Genomic DNA, 14704 nt, shown 5'->3' with positions numbered 1-14704 from the left:
AGATGCAGAGTGTAGGTGATTATGACCTTGAGCTAAAGATTACGCCAAACCAAGCAGAAGTTCTAAGATTTTACCTTTAAAACAAATATCACTGACGCTGGCTTAGCTGTTTCGGGGTTAATAGGCTCATGCATCGCAATTAACTGTAACCTCGAGTCAGAAAATAAACTTAACCATGACGATAAAGTGCGGAAATACCACGGCGCAGCTTCACTAAATCGTTCGCTAAAGCCCGACCAACACCCCTCTCGCCAACCATCAATATATGGCTCCGCCACATACGCAGGATGAAGTGTCTGAATAATACACTGACCGTTGGTGCTTAGTATTAAGGGAATCACCCGGAGTACATCAGCTACTATCGTTTCACCCAGTAAAGAAAAATTAAACACTGCACAATCAACTTCATCTGACCAACCATTCATCGCAAACGCTTGAAAGGACATCTGACGAAAATCACCACCCAATGCTCGCGCATTATCAATTAACGCCGGTATCCCATCCATACCAACTGCGTCAATATTCACATCTGCCAGAGCACGAACCAGCCAACCCTCACCACACCCCAAATCCAGAACACGTTTTGGCGATGCGTCCATTACTGCCTTTATAATCGCCGCATCGGTAACGGTCACTCGACTATATATTTCACCGTCTCTCACCGCACAGGTCCATGGCTCAGCATTTTTCTGCCATGAACTAAGAATCTCACTATCGTAATCACTGCTTTTCATGCCATCTCCGTCAAAATTCACTAAGCCAATGATCTGAAGATGACCTCAATGCAAGTAGCCATTTATTTGATATGTCTTCACTTAAACCTCACTATAGGGTGAATTGAAACAACGATTTGTTTCATTGTGCGACTGTCGCCTAGTTACAGCGAATCCCTAATGCCTTATTTACACTATCAAAATCAAATATACAGCTGTCTCGAAGACGAGTCTGTTTTAGACACCCTGCTACGCCATAAAGTAAGTATTCCCTATGGCTGTCGCTCTGGTGCATGTCAAGCCTGCATGCTTCAAACCGACAGCAAGAGTATACCTGCAGAGTCTACACAAGGCCTAAGTAGCCAGCACATTCGTCAAGGCCACTTTTTAGCCTGCCGCTGTATTCCCAAGGATGACATGACCTTAAGTTGTGTGGATTTAGCCGCACAAAAAATACCCGCCACGGTTGGCGAAAAATTTCTCCTTGATGATAAAACCTTATGTCTACGGCTTCACAGCCGCATTCGCTGGCTTGCAGGCCAGTACATTACACTTTGGCTAAATGATGCAGCCCGCTGTTATTCAATAGCTAGCGTGGCACGCCTAGACCCCTTTATAGAGCTGCATATCCACCTTCATCAAAATGGTCTTATCAGTAAACAGTTACTCAATACCGCTGAAGTGGGAGACACGCTAGAAATTCAAGGACCTTTAGGCGACTTCAGCTACCGCTCAGAACAAGCAGATCAAAAACTGCTACTGGTCGGCGCAGGTACCGGAATTGCTCCCCTGATCGGCATAGCCCGTGATGCCCTCAACCACAATCACACCGCTGAGATTGAAATCATCAGTGTCAGCTCAGATGGCCATTGTTATGCTGAACAGCAATTACACGCACTCCAAAATGACAATCCTCAATTCTCTTTTGAAACATGCCCAAAAAATGAGTTAAATGCCAAACTCACCACACTCAAGTCAGATTTACGAAACCAACGAATATACCTTTGTGGAGGGGAAAACTTTGTCACCACAACCCGCAAAAAGTGTTTTATGTTAGGGGCGTCACCGAGAAATATTATTTGCGAAGAGTATATTAATTTTACCGATCAAACAGGCGCTGATAGCCAATATATTGCGCCATAAAAGCCTGCCTTCCATGTTCTAAGAAATATTCATAGCTCCATGACCAAGGCGCTAACACACTGCTATATTCTGGTCTTAAAACATACACTTCAGCGTTAATGCTTTGCTCATCAACACCCCTTACCTGAAGAGATTTACGCGAATACCATTCGCCTTCAAAGGCATCTAATCGCGCCAAGTTTGTCTCATCAACCCCAGTGTAAACTTTACCAACAACGCTCGCCAAAGGCTCTGCAACAACCGCAGGAAAAGCCTCATCAAGTATCGCATAGCGCTTATAGCCCGCTAAAACAGCTGCTTCATTTAGCAGCGTGTCACTGCCAGTTACCGCGGCCATAATGTCGTCACACATCAAGCTACCGTAGGTAAAAACGACTGTCATGACTGTCTCAATTAGCCTCATCCAAACACTTAATGTCTGCGAATAACATTCGATTTTCTGTTAAGAACATTGCAATGGTTTGACACAAATAACCCGTGCGTATATCCCGATAGGGCGACGAGGCAATGTGGGTGTTCTGTTGTAATTGTTTAGCCGCAAGAGCCTGATAAAAATAGGGTCGCATAGACCAATTTGAACCCAAATCTACATGGTCTTGTTGCCAAACACGGCCATCAGTTTGATTAACTACCTCGTAATTTGGCGATATCTGTTCGCCACAATCATCACACAAAAACACCCGCAACAAGCCCGCTGGCGCCTCTGCCAACGCCGCATATTCCAGGCTTCTGCCGTTTACCGCAGCTTGTACAGATAGAAAATATGACTCCATATTTGTCATGTACTGGATGCGCTGTTTTTCATTATCAACATTCTGATTTACAAAACTCGCTAATAGCGGCCGAACCAGCTCTTTGGGGGAATCAACATCGATAAACTCAGGCAGTGCCGGCCAGAAAAAGTAGCCTTGCATATATCGTGCTCCGCACTCCAAGGCATAATAAAACTCTTGTTCTGTTTCAACACCTTCACACAATAATTTACTGCCCGTGCGCCGTGCCAAATAGGCAATACTTTGCACCACTTCCTGAGACACACCACCCGCCATGGCACGCTTAAATAAATTCATGTCCAATTTAAGGATGTCTGGTTCAAGGGCAATAATTCTATCCAAATGAGAAAACCCAGAGCCAAAATCATCAATGGCAACCCGCATTCCAGCGGCCCGATAACGCGCTAATAATCGCTGCATGTTATCGTTATCACCTGCACCTTCAACAAATTCAATTACCACTCGTGAGGGCTCTACCCCCCACTTTTCAACCATATCCAGTGTTGGCACTGGCACAGAGTCAGCAATATAATCCATCCACTCGGGCGATAAATTTAGGGATAAAAAAACATCTTGAGGACTTTTTGAAAAATAAGAAATAGCCTGCTCTCTGACACTCCGATCCATCGCTAATAAATCACGACGGTTAAAGCTCGCGTCTCCGAACATAGCTCCCACAGAAACCGCATCGCCATTATCGGCACGTACTCTACCAAGCGCCTCGTAGCCGACAATAGACATTTTATTAATATCAATAATTGGCTGAAAATAAGGAAAATATTTCACTTCTACACAATGGCCCTTTGCTAAATAAAAAAGATACCAGAAGACAGGATACGCTATCTAGCAACTTTATCTACTAAGCTCAAGCACCAATCATAAAAATACACCACATATAAAAAGCCCGCACAAGGTGGGCTACAGCGATGATAGGCTAGTCACTATCAGCTAGTGAAAACTCTCATCAAGCTCTGCACGACTAAGTAATAAAGCAGGCACATTAAAGTCGCTACCATAACGTAACTCTAAGTCTTGAGCGCGTTGAATAAAATCATTTAAGCCATACGCATTAATTGCCTGAAATACCCCGCCAGTTTGTGCTGGAAAACCAATCCCCATAATCGAACCCATATTGCCGTCGCCGACGTTCTTTATTACCCCTTCTTCCATTGCCCTTACAGCTTCAAGACACTGACTGAAGGTTAATCTATCTTTAATATCTTGATAGGGTATCTCAGTGTAATCCGCTGCCGAAAAAGCAGCCTTAAGTCCGGGCCATAAATATTTTTTCCCACTGGCAGGATATTCGTAATACCCTCCTCCGTGAATTTTTCCTCGCCGCCCAAATTCATTGACCATTCGATCAAGAATCCGTGATGCGGCATTATCCTGCCATTGCTTTCCCTGTGCCACAGCATCTGCTTTAGCCTGTTGGCCATTTTTATATGCCGTTTCTTGGCTTATTTCATCAATCGCGGCCAAGGGGCCAACCGGCGAACCATTATCACGTGCAGCAGATTCTATCAGCACAGGGTTAACACCCTCTTCTAACATGCTTGCACCTTGGGTAACAGTTTTGCTGATCACCCGAGTGGTGAAAAAACCTGGTCCGTCATTGACAACAATGGGGGTTTTACCCAATTGCTGAGCCAAGTCAAACGCCTTGGCCAAGCTCTCATCAGAGGTTTTCACACCGCAAACAATTTCTACTAAAGGCATTTTTTCCGCCGGTGAGAAAAAGTGCATTCCAATGAAACGATCTGCATTTTTACTTGCCTGCGCCAACTCAGAAATTGGTAGCGCAGAAGTATTAGATGCAAACACGCTCCCATCTTTCATAACCGCTTCACACTCCTCCGTCACTGCGGCTTTAACACCTCTATCTTCAAATACCGCCTCAATAACCATATCGCAATCAGCAAGGTCCGCATACTCTGCTGTAGGCTTAATTCTAGACATATATTCAAGCGCCTGGGTTTCGCTCAGTTTTCCTTTTTTAACCCCCTTAGCGAAGAAGGCCTGAGCATAAGACAAGCCCTTGTCAGCATTTTCTTCATTCATATCTTTGAGCACAACGCGAATGCCTTTCTGCGCCGCGGCGGTCGCTATTCCCGCCCCCATTTGACCCGCACCGATAATACCGAGCTGCTTACATTTAAAACGTTCGGTGATATTCGGACGACTCACGCCGTTATTCAGGGCTTCCATTTGAACAAAGAACGCGGTCATCATATTCCGCGCCGTTTGGTCTAATAGCAGGCTTAAAAAATACCGGCCTTCAATCTTTTGCGCAGTATCAAAATCGACTCTAGCACTGTCGACTACACAGGCAAAAATAGCATTTTGAGCTGGCATTAAATTCTTTGTTTGCACCATGACATTGGCGGGGCCAAAGAACGTTAAGCCCTGGTTAGCCGCATCATCAGGACCACCACCTGGCATGGCATAGCCTTCTTCATCCCATGGCTGCTTAGCCCCTGAGTTTAACTTTATCCACGCCTTTGCCTTGGCATGCATGTCTGCTTCGTCATCAGCCAACTCATGTAACAAGCCTTTCTCTAATGCCTTATTTGCCTTTAAACGCCGACCTTGACTAATCAGACCAATAGCTTCTTGCATCCCTAGCAGATACGTCATTCTTACAACACCACCCGCTCCTGGCATTAAACCAATCATCGCTTCCGGTAAGCCAAGCTGAACACCCGAGATAGCCACTCGGTAATGGCAGGCTAAAGCAATTTCAAAGCCACCCCCCAGAGCTGGCCCATTGATACCCACCGCCACCGGTACACCCAAGGTTTCCAACTGACGTAACGGCGCCTTTGTGGCCATAATCCCTTCATACATCTTGGTTTTTTCTTCAGCGCTAGGTGTTAAATCCATTGCCAACATTTCTTTAATATCGCCGCCAGCAAAAAACTGCTGGGGCTTGCAGCTGCGCACGTAAACCCCCTTTACTTCACCTTCAGCGACCATATCTACTAATTCAGCAACCGCGCTACGCATAGCAACGTCATAGTCACGCCCCATGGTATTAACCGCCTTACCCGGCTGATCAAAAATCAACTCTACAATACCGTCGCTATCTTTTTGCAAACGAATATATGTCATGTTATTTCTCTCTCATTTGTCGGTGAACTGATTACGTTTTAAGCACCGATTATTCTCATATTCTATAAATGCCAGTACAGTCTCGGCCTCACTTGTCACGACTGTGCACAGATATTTTGTTACACCCGCTCAATAATGGTCGCGATACCAATACCACCGCCAGCACATAAAGAGACCAAACCTCTTTTTAAATTACGGCGCTCTAGTTCATCGAGTAAGACACCTAAAATCATTGCGCCGGTAGCTCCAATTGGATGTCCCATGGCAATGGCGCCCCCGTTCACATTTATTTTTTCATCGGGAATATTTAGCTCGCGTTGATAACGCAACACTACAGAAGCAAAGGCTTCATTAAGTTCAAATAAGTCAATATCGTCTACCGTTAACCCCGCTTTCTTAAGCGCTTTTTCTGTTGCTGGTACGGGCCCGGCTAACATGATCGTGGGTTCACTACCCACAACTGCACAGCTTATAATTCTGGCTCTGGGTTCTAGATTTTCCGCCTTTCCCGCTGACTCGCTACCCACCAGCACCAGACTCGCGCCATCGACAATGCCAGAGGAATTACCCGGGGTATGCACACAGTCAATATTTTCTAACGCTGGGTATTTCAACCTTGCTACCCCGCCATGGCCAAAATCATCAAACATCTGAAAGGCAGGCTTGAGCTTAGACAAACCCTCTAACGAGGTGTCCGCTCGGATAAATTCATCATGATCAAGAATCGTCACACCGTTAAAATCTGTGACAGGGACTATCGAGGTAAAATACCCATTCTTTTGCGCAAATGCGGCACGTTGTTGTGACATGAGGGCGTAGCGATCAACATCTTCGCGGCTAAACCCATCCATGGTTGCAATCATATCTGCACCCAAGCCTTGGGAAATAAAATAGCTTTTCATGGCCACCCAAGGATCACCCGTTGCCCCACCACTGGCGCCAATACCAAGCCGAGACATAGACTCCACACCGCCGGCAGCGACCATTTCCTCAAATCCCGAAGCCACTTTGGCTGCTGCCAAGTTGACTGCATCTAAGCCACCAGCACAAAAGCGGTGTAACTGCGCGCCGGTAGTCACGTCATCCCAGCTTGAATATACCAATGCGGCTTTGGCAATATTTTGACCCTGTTCTTTTACTGGCTCACCGCAAGCTAAAATGACGTCTTCTACTTTTGATGTATCTAAATTATGTTTATTCTTTAATGCCTCAAGAAGGTTAACCACCAAATCTATGGGCTTTACTTCATAAAGCGAACCGCCGCGCTTTCCTTTACCCCGCGGAGTACGGATTGCATCATATATAAATGCTTCTGCCATGGTATTTCCTGCCAAACTGGGAGTGAATCATCATTAGGGCCCCTTGAGACCCACGGCACGCAGAATGCCCCGCCCCGCCTATTTACGGCAATGACATTTGCGGTCAACACACTGACAGTGGAGGGCAAAAACAATAACAAACATAGACTTATGCGGGATGAAGGACGAGCTGAGGGGGAGAAAAACACGATTCGCTACAGTGCTAAACCTAACACTGTAGCGCTAGCAATTAATGATTATTATCAGCCTCTTGTTGACGATATTCACCTGGCGTCATGCCGGTCCATTTTTTAAAACAGCGATGAAATGCTGATGGATCAGTAAAACCCATCAACGCAGCAACAGCATTAATAGACAACTCCGAATTTCCCAAATACGCAGTAGCGGCATCACACCGGCATTCGTCTTTAAGCTGCTGAAAGGTAGTACCCTCTTTTTTAAGGCGCCGTCGTAAAGTTGGTGCCGACATATTTAAGGCCTCGGTTATGCGTTCAAAACTGGGGAAGCCCTGTGAAAAGTCATGGCCAATCATGGCGCGTACCCGCGCGACCAAACTGCCGTCGTCTCGGCCGCCGCTAATGACCATTAATGGATAAGGCGCAGCACGTAAGAACTCCTTTAACGTCTTCTCATTGTGAACAAGGGGGTAAGCTAAATACCGGGTATCAAAGACAAACTCGTCACGTAACTGGCCGTAAAATACAGGACAAGAAAACAACTGCTGATATTTTTCAACTCGCGCTTTGCCCACAGGCTCTTGGCCTGCAAATCGCACTTCTTTAAGCTCGATATTACTTCCCACTAGCCAGCAAAAAAAACGATGCCAAATAGACAAACCATAGAGGTCCGCCATATCAACTCGGTCTCCGGCAAACCCTTTCTTAACACTGCCATAGCCAACAATTGCACTATCTTTACGAGTGTCTAAATAGATTTGTGCATCCGCATCGTAAAACGTTCTAAAAAACTCACAGGCCCTTTTAATAGCTTTGTCTAAATTTTCACAACCAATAATGCAGTAGCACATCATACGAAACGCACCAGGCGTCACACTGTGACCAAGCATTAAGCCAAAAGCCTCATCCTGCAGAAGACTCATTACTTGTTGATATAACTTGCTGTACTGCATGGCGGAAATCGTTGCCTGATAAGCTGCAGAACGTGTATTCAAGGGATTAAAAGCGATTCCAGCGCTTGTTAATATTCCACTGTGGTCATAACCGCGTTCAGCGGCAAGATTAAGCAATGACCGTGCAAACTTAGTTGGCACGGTTTCCATATTAATATTACTCAGTGGAGCTCTCCTCTATACCAAAATATAACTGGGGCCGTATTCCTTATCTTTTATGTAGCCCTGAGCAGTCATCGTGTTCTTGTTTTATTATATATTCTGTAAAGTTGAATAGATTCTATAAGCTAGCCATAATCAATGATATGACTGATACGCAATTTGACCTATTCATGACCGGCGACATCGCAGCAGATACTGTGCGTGATGTTGCGATCAATAAACTGGCCATCCTCTTTAAAAGGCCCGTTGATCAAGTTGAAAAGCTCATCAACGGCAAACCAAGTCGTGTTCGCAAAGGGCTTAATTCGGTTGAATTGCAACGCTATCAGCAAGCATTCAAAAAAATTGGTGTGGTTACCAAAGCGGTGCCGGCAGGCTCTACTTTTCAATACTCAGATCAGCCTCAAACCGACACCGCCACTGACCGTGCAGCGACCTCATCATCAACATTATCCCTTTGCCCCAGTGGTACGGCCGTCTTGAATGAAGATGAACGTCAACACCCACCCATTGCCGCACCGGAAACAGCTCATTTAAGTCTTGCCAGCCAAGGGGACAACTTGAGTGAAAACCCTGATATTCCGATAGCTGCCCCTGATACCGACCACATTGATCTTGCGCCAGAAGGAAGCCCCATTCTTAGCCCCACAGAGCCAAAAGACACCCCAGCCCTTACGCTTGACCATATAAGCCTGTGCTCTAGTGGGACGCCGCTACTAGACGACATGCCAAAACATGTCTATAAAGTGCCGAATACAGAACATCTAAAATTAAAATAGCGCTAATATTGCTCAATGCCCCCTTGGGAACCGCAATACAATGCGTAATCCTGGATTATTATCTTTAAGTTCTATATATCCATCATGGAGCCGGACAACTGCTTGCACTAAACTCAAGCCTAAACCATTACCCGCATGTCGGCTACGGCTGTGCTCAACCCGAAAAAATCGCTGAAACACTCGCTCCCGATCTTCTTCTGGGATACCAATACCGCTATCTGCAACCTCAATTCTAACCACACTTCCCTGAACGGCCAGATTCACCTGCACTCGGCCACCTTCTGGGGTGTACTTAATCGCGTTATCAAGTAAATTTGCCACCGCCTGAAACAACAGATTTCGATCACCATGAAAACTGCCAACCTTGGCTAACCCAGTGTGGAAAACTTGCTCTTTTTCAGCCGCCAAGGGTTCATAGAGCTCAATAACATCTGACACTAGGGTACACAAATCAACGTCACCAAAACCGGAGCGACGATGACCAGTCTCTACCTGAGCAATCCGCAGCAATGCACTGAAGGTGCCGAGTAAACCATCAGCCTCTTCAATCAACATTTCTAGCTGATCCCGACTTGCAGCAACCTCACAATTTTCATGTAAATCACTGAGTTTATTGCGCAACCTAGTTAGCGGGGTACGTAAATCGTGAGCAATATTATCGGAAACCTGTCTAACGCCCGCCATCAGTGCCTCTATGCGATCCAGCATCTGATTCACGTTTTCAGACAAACGTAAGAAATCCCCGGTGCTAGCATGCGTATCAATACGCTCGGACAAATCCCCGGTCATAATACGCCGTAACGTTACGTTGATATGATCGACACGTCTTAATGTTAACGCCGCGACAATGGCGCCACCAATGGTGCCCAACAAAATGGTCGCGACCATACTGCGCGTTAAAGCACCGCCTACCAATTTAGTGCTATTCAATACATCGGCATAGTGACGGGCCACAAGAACATGCTCACCACCAGATAGCTGGCGAGATCGCGCCACAAATTCAGTGCCCACAAAGTCTGACGCTGTTGTTAAGGATTCAAAACTAAAACCCAGCCAACCATTTCTATACTCTTGGCTGTCTGGCCAGTAATCAAGATTACCGGCAATTTTATTCAAGTTTTCATCGCCAACGTAATAGAAAAAGCGGATCAAACGATCTGGGCCGCTGTGGATTCGTACAAATTCATCAACAGCCTCTTCGCCGCCATTTTTATACGCCTCACTTAAGGCGCCAAGCTCACTCTCTACCGAGTGGTGTACCTCAGCAAAAAAATCGTACGCAATAAACGCATAGATCAATGCCAGTACCATAAAAACAGCGACACTTAGCCACGCGACATAGCTGACCAAAAACCGAAAAGTAAAACTGGTAAAGATTTTACTGAGAATCATCCAACATATATCCAGCGCCGCGAACTGTGTTCAGCAGGGGTTTATCAAAGCCTTTATCAATTTTTTGGCGCAGGCGGCTAATATGGACATCAATAACATTTGTCTGGGGGTCAAAATGATAGTCCCACACATTTTCAAGCAACATTGTCCGCGTGACCACCTGACCAGCGTGACGCATCAAATATTCTAATAATTTATATTCGCGTGGCTGTAGGTTAAATGGTTGACCAGCACGTGACACCTTATGAGCTAACAAATCCATTTCAAGATCAGCCACTTTCAAGCGTGTGACAGCCGACCCCGCCTCCTGACGCCGCAATATCACCTCGATGCGAGCTAATAATTCAGCAAATGCGAAAGGCTTAACTAGATAGTCATCCCCTCCCGCTTTTAAACCCTTAACACGATCATCTACCTCACCAAGTGCGCTCAAAATCAACGCTGGGGTAGTATCATTTGACGCCCGAAGCGTTTGAATTATTGTGAGCCCATCTACATGCGGCAACATACGGTCAACAATTAAGGCATCATATTCTTCTGTTGTTGCCTTAACTAAGCCCGTTTTTCCGTCGGCAGCGTGCTCAACTTGATAGCCACTCTCTCGTAGCCCCTTTACGATATATTCAGCTACGCTTGTATCATCCTCTATCAATAAAACCCGCATCTATATTGATCCCTTCCGATTTTATTTTACCTTCATGCCCCATGCCCTGCCAGCTGACAACGAAACATCTATTGATGAAAGACCTAGGCCAATAAAGTACATCTACTTATTCACCCATAGTATGCAGGCACGTACACTTTTTTCCAACAGATTAAGATCTGCGAGGGAGCCTAACAGCAATGAATAATATAAAAAACGCCTATGCTTGCTTTAAACAATGTGTATCAAAGTGGCAGTACCTAGTGTTACTAAGCTTGGGTTTAGCTTCATGTAACGCCATGGCTGATGCTTGGGGAAAGGAAACTGTTAACGACATAACGCTGCCTAGAAATCAAAAACTAAACTACCAACCAACGATTAGCTTTTGTATTGAACGCAATGTAAACACCGGTAAATTTCAAGCATTCAATGCCAATCAAGCGCGTTTCAACAGAGTATGGATGGATCAAAACTCAGCAAAACACGGCAGCGCTGCTACCAAAGCCTTGGTAAAAATGGGACTAAAAGCGCTATATAAGTCATTTCACGGGCGCAGCTCAGTTGCCAAGAATTATCTTCCAAATGAAAATGGCCGCGTGGTGATGTCAAACTATAGCCGTTATAAAACTGACTACAGCGTTCAAGTCCGCAGTGATTCACTTACATTGGGCTTAGCACTCGCTTTTTAAGCTATCTACACCTTATGCCCAGCCCTGTTACAATGCGCGGGTTTCTGTTGTGGATCTACCGCCAATGCCCCCCAAAGCCAAACACTCAAATTCAGCTAACGCAAAAAAACAGGCTTCAGATACGCCCACGCCTAGCGTAAACACTGAGCAGCCACCCGGCGTATTCAGGCGTCTAGCCGCTATTGTCTACGATGGATTTTTACTCTTTGCTGTATTGTTTGTCGCAACGCTTATTCCTGCCTTTATACTTAGCCCCGAATCGTTCTCAGCCACCCCAGCCAATAACAGCGTTGTTCACGAGCTAGATATTCCCTTGCAAGGTTGGTTATACCGCGCCTACCTACTGATGCTGATTATTATTTTTTATGGTTGGTTCTGGCGTAAAAGTGGACAAACCTTGGGCATGCAAGCTTGGCGTATTAAAATTGAGCATCAAAATGGCGGAAAACCAAGTTGGGGACAGTGCATTATACGTGTAGCAGTAGGTGCTATTTCTCTTGCTGCAGGCGGAATGGGTTACTGGTGGATTTGGCTAGATAAAGACGGCCTAGCTTGGCATGATCGCGCATCAAGAACTGTGCTACGCGCCATCCCCAAAGACAAGAAAAAAGCCTGAGCGTTTCTCAGGCTTTTTTAGTGAGCATATACGTGCCGGCTAAAAAGCAAATACCAATCGGAAGCAAACTAGCATAAATAGGATCAAAACCGTAAACCATACTAGATGGTCCCAAGATATCCTGCAGGGTTCGAAATACAATACCGACCATTACGCCGATAAAAACCCTAAATCCCATTGTCACATTGCGCAGCGGCCCAAATATAAACGAAATAGCCACTAACACCATTCCCATAATCGTTAAGGGCTGTAGTAATTTATTCCAAAATGCGAGTTCGTAATCACCCGCGTTCAAACCTTGCTGGTTAAGGTAGTCTGCATATCGCCACAAGCCACTAATGGACAAATCTTTAGGATCTAAAACCAAAATATTTAATAATTCTGGTGACAGGCCTGTTTCCCAAGGCAACTGCTGAATAAACTCAGACTCCGCACCATCAGGCCCAAGCGTAACGACTCTTGCTCCCTCTAAGGTCCATTTACCATCGATATAATGCGCCCGTTCAGCAAAGGTATTACGCTCTAACTGCCGCTCCCTGTCGAAGCCAAAGATACTGACACCAAACAACACACCATTAGGCTGCACTGCATTAAAATGCATAAATTGCTGCCCCTCTCTATGCCACATCCCATGGCGAGAGTGCACAGTTGGGGTTTTCTGAAGAGCAACAGCTCGCTGACTTTCTGCAATTTGCTGAGACATCGGTGCAACATACTCAGCAATTAACAAGCCCATCAGCGTGATCACAAGGGTTGGTTTAATTACCGCAAAAACCAGTCGGCTAGTAGACACTCCAGCAGCCCGCATCACAATTAACTCACTGCTACTTGCCAAGGACCCGAGGCCAGCAAGACAGCCAACCAATGCCGCAAAGGGCAAATAATCATAAAAGCTACCTGGTGACGTTAACCCCACGTACTGCAGAACAGACAAAAACGTATAGTCGCCGCGCACCTCTTTTAAGCCTTCGATCAACTCTGATAATAAATCGAGTCCAACAATAACCAACAGCACCATCAGCACTGAACCCGCTACCGTTCTACCAATATAACGGTTGAGCTTACCCACGCTGGCGCCTCCAATTTAACCACCAGTGTCGTAGCATGCTATCCCAGTAGAGCAAAATCAGCCCGAGCACTAAAAACACTAGATGCACCACCCACATTCCAGGAAAAACCGGCCAATCACCCTTGGCAATCGCATCTCTAATGGCATTCAAACAAACCAAATAGACCATATAAATCATAAAAGCTGGAAACATCTTGCCGTAACGCCCACGGCGATGATTGGTTTTGCTCAAGGACACCGCAATAATCGCAGCTACTGGCACCAGTAATCCTAGCGATATTCGCCATTGAATAGCGGCAATATCTTCTAATTCTGAAGATCTCCACAGGTCAGCACTATTCTTACCGTCTAATTCTTGACGGTAGGTTTTTACTTCAGAATCTCTAATCAATTGATCGAGCTGAGAAAAACTCGTTACCTGATAATCCATAAATCCGGACTGGCCAACGTATCGCACCCCATCATCCAAAATCAGATAACGCTGTCCGGTCTTGCTATCAATTTCAAAACGCCCCTGAGCTGCCGTAACCAGCGACATTAAAGGCCTACCACCATCGACAATAGGCTCAGGTTGGGCAATAAAGACACTCTTCATTACTTGGTCATTGCGATCAATACTTTCAATATAAGTAACGCGACCGCTTCCTTTATCAATTCTAAAGCGCCCTTCTACCGCAGCCTTCACACCAATTTCAGAACGGCTTTCAGCCAGCAGGTCTACATAGGCCTGAATACCAGAAGGTGTCACCACTAAACTGACATAGCCAACAATCGCTGCCGTTATAAAGCCTGGTATTAAGGTATAGATGAGAAGACGTCGACGACTCATGCCGCAGGCACTCATCACCGTCATCTCGCTATCGACGTATAAACGCCCGTAGGAAAGCAAAATACCAATAAACAGACCGAGAGGAAGAACAACTTCAAGGAAATTGGGCAAGCGATACATCATCACCCAAAACAAAACTTCAGGGGCAAAGTCCCCTGACGCAGCTTGGCCAAGGTATTTTACAAACCGGCCACTCATAATAATAACCAGCAGAGTCAGTGTTACGGCGAACACCGTTTTTAGCATTTCGCTAGTAAGGTACCTAAATAAAATCAAACAACCCGTTCTCCAGCGGTCATACCGCCATGCTAATCACCCATTAGAAAGCCATGTCTTT

The 14704-nt window shown here is 45.7% G+C and carries 14 protein-coding genes; 4 read left to right on the top strand and 10 right to left on the bottom strand.

The features are described 5' to 3' along the window. Window positions 1-62: 62 nt before the first annotated feature. On the bottom strand, window positions 63-734 hold the full coding sequence (locus tag AELLOGFF_RS06640) for a class I SAM-dependent methyltransferase (RefSeq protein WP_159267936.1): 672 nt from the start codon (window positions 732-734) through the stop codon (window positions 63-65). Between the two features lie 159 nt (window positions 735-893). Here AELLOGFF_RS06640 and AELLOGFF_RS06635 point away from each other — a divergent pair, with 159 nt between their 5' ends. Next, complete coding sequence (locus tag AELLOGFF_RS06635) at window positions 894-1856, top strand: 2Fe-2S iron-sulfur cluster-binding protein (protein ID WP_159267935.1); 963 nt, start codon at window positions 894-896, stop codon at window positions 1854-1856. On the opposite strand, the gene AELLOGFF_RS06630 is transcribed toward AELLOGFF_RS06635, so the two are convergent. From AELLOGFF_RS06630 to AELLOGFF_RS06610, 5 genes are all read right to left on the bottom strand, one after another. Then, entirely contained in the window at window positions 1813-2238 is a 426-nt protein-coding gene (locus tag AELLOGFF_RS06630; RefSeq protein ID WP_159267934.1) for a gamma-glutamylcyclotransferase family protein, read from the bottom strand. The two genes, AELLOGFF_RS06635 and AELLOGFF_RS06630, sit on opposite strands and share 44 nt — an antisense overlap. Before the next feature lie 7 nt (window positions 2239-2245). Next, on the bottom strand, window positions 2246-3415 hold the full coding sequence (locus AELLOGFF_RS06625; protein ID WP_159267933.1) for an EAL domain-containing protein: 1170 nt from the start codon (window positions 3413-3415) through the stop codon (window positions 2246-2248). A gap of 162 nt (window positions 3416-3577) precedes the next feature. Continuing rightward, a complete protein-coding gene (locus AELLOGFF_RS06620; protein ID WP_159267932.1) occupies window positions 3578-5740 on the bottom strand; it encodes a 3-hydroxyacyl-CoA dehydrogenase NAD-binding domain-containing protein in 2163 nt (720 codons plus the stop codon). 119 nt (window positions 5741-5859) lie between these two features. After that, window positions 5860-7059: an acetyl-CoA C-acetyltransferase gene (locus AELLOGFF_RS06615; protein WP_159267931.1), complete on the bottom strand. Its 1200-nt coding sequence runs from the start codon at window positions 7057-7059 to the stop codon at window positions 5860-5862. A gap of 229 nt (window positions 7060-7288) precedes the next feature. After that, window positions 7289-8338 carry an AraC family transcriptional regulator gene (locus AELLOGFF_RS06610; RefSeq protein WP_235035734.1) on the bottom strand — a complete coding sequence of 350 codons (1050 nt, stop codon included), beginning with the start codon at window positions 8336-8338 and terminating at the stop codon, window positions 7289-7291. Window positions 8339-8493: 155 nt separating this feature from the next. On the opposite strand from AELLOGFF_RS06610, the gene AELLOGFF_RS06605 reads away from it, so the two are divergent. Beyond that, window positions 8494-9129 (top strand): hypothetical protein, encoded by a 636-nt coding sequence (locus tag AELLOGFF_RS06605; protein ID WP_159267930.1) that lies wholly within the window; start codon window positions 8494-8496, stop codon window positions 9127-9129. A 12-nt stretch (window positions 9130-9141) separates the two neighbouring features. Here the strand turns inward: AELLOGFF_RS06605 and AELLOGFF_RS06600 are convergent, their stop codons facing one another. Beyond that, a complete protein-coding gene (locus AELLOGFF_RS06600) occupies window positions 9142-10521 on the bottom strand; it encodes a sensor histidine kinase (protein WP_159267929.1) in 1380 nt (459 codons plus the stop codon). Beyond that, window positions 10508-11185, bottom strand: coding sequence for a response regulator transcription factor (locus AELLOGFF_RS06595; RefSeq protein WP_159267928.1), 678 nt, complete (start codon window positions 11183-11185; stop codon window positions 10508-10510). Before AELLOGFF_RS06595 ends, AELLOGFF_RS06600 begins: the two co-directional genes overlap by 14 nt. Window positions 11186-11364: 179 nt before the next feature. Here AELLOGFF_RS06595 and AELLOGFF_RS06590 point away from each other — a divergent pair, with 179 nt between their 5' ends. Together AELLOGFF_RS06590 and AELLOGFF_RS06585 are read left to right on the top strand one after the other, a co-directional pair. After that, window positions 11365-11853, top strand: a complete 489-nt coding sequence (locus AELLOGFF_RS06590) for a hypothetical protein (protein ID WP_159267927.1) — start codon at window positions 11365-11367, stop codon at window positions 11851-11853. Window positions 11854-11917: 64 nt separating this feature from the next. Beyond that, window positions 11918-12469 carry an RDD family protein gene (locus tag AELLOGFF_RS06585; RefSeq protein ID WP_159267926.1) on the top strand — a complete coding sequence of 184 codons (552 nt, stop codon included), beginning with the start codon at window positions 11918-11920 and terminating at the stop codon, window positions 12467-12469. Between the two features lie 7 nt (window positions 12470-12476). Here the strand turns inward: AELLOGFF_RS06585 and lptG are convergent, their stop codons facing one another. Next, window positions 12477-13538 carry an LPS export ABC transporter permease LptG gene (lptG, locus tag AELLOGFF_RS06580; protein ID WP_159267925.1) on the bottom strand — a complete coding sequence of 354 codons (1062 nt, stop codon included), beginning with the start codon at window positions 13536-13538 and terminating at the stop codon, window positions 12477-12479. Next, window positions 13531-14643: an LPS export ABC transporter permease LptF gene (gene lptF, locus AELLOGFF_RS06575; protein WP_159267924.1), complete on the bottom strand. Its 1113-nt coding sequence runs from the start codon at window positions 14641-14643 to the stop codon at window positions 13531-13533. The genes lptG and lptF overlap by 8 nt, the downstream gene beginning before the upstream one ends. Window positions 14644-14704 lie beyond the last annotated feature (61 nt).

It is taken from the genome of Zhongshania aliphaticivorans (genome assembly GCF_902705875.1).
GTDB classification, from domain to species: Bacteria; Pseudomonadota; Gammaproteobacteria; order Pseudomonadales; family Spongiibacteraceae; genus Spongiibacter; species Spongiibacter aliphaticivorans_A.
This window is presented reverse-complemented; position numbering and strand designations above follow the sequence as displayed.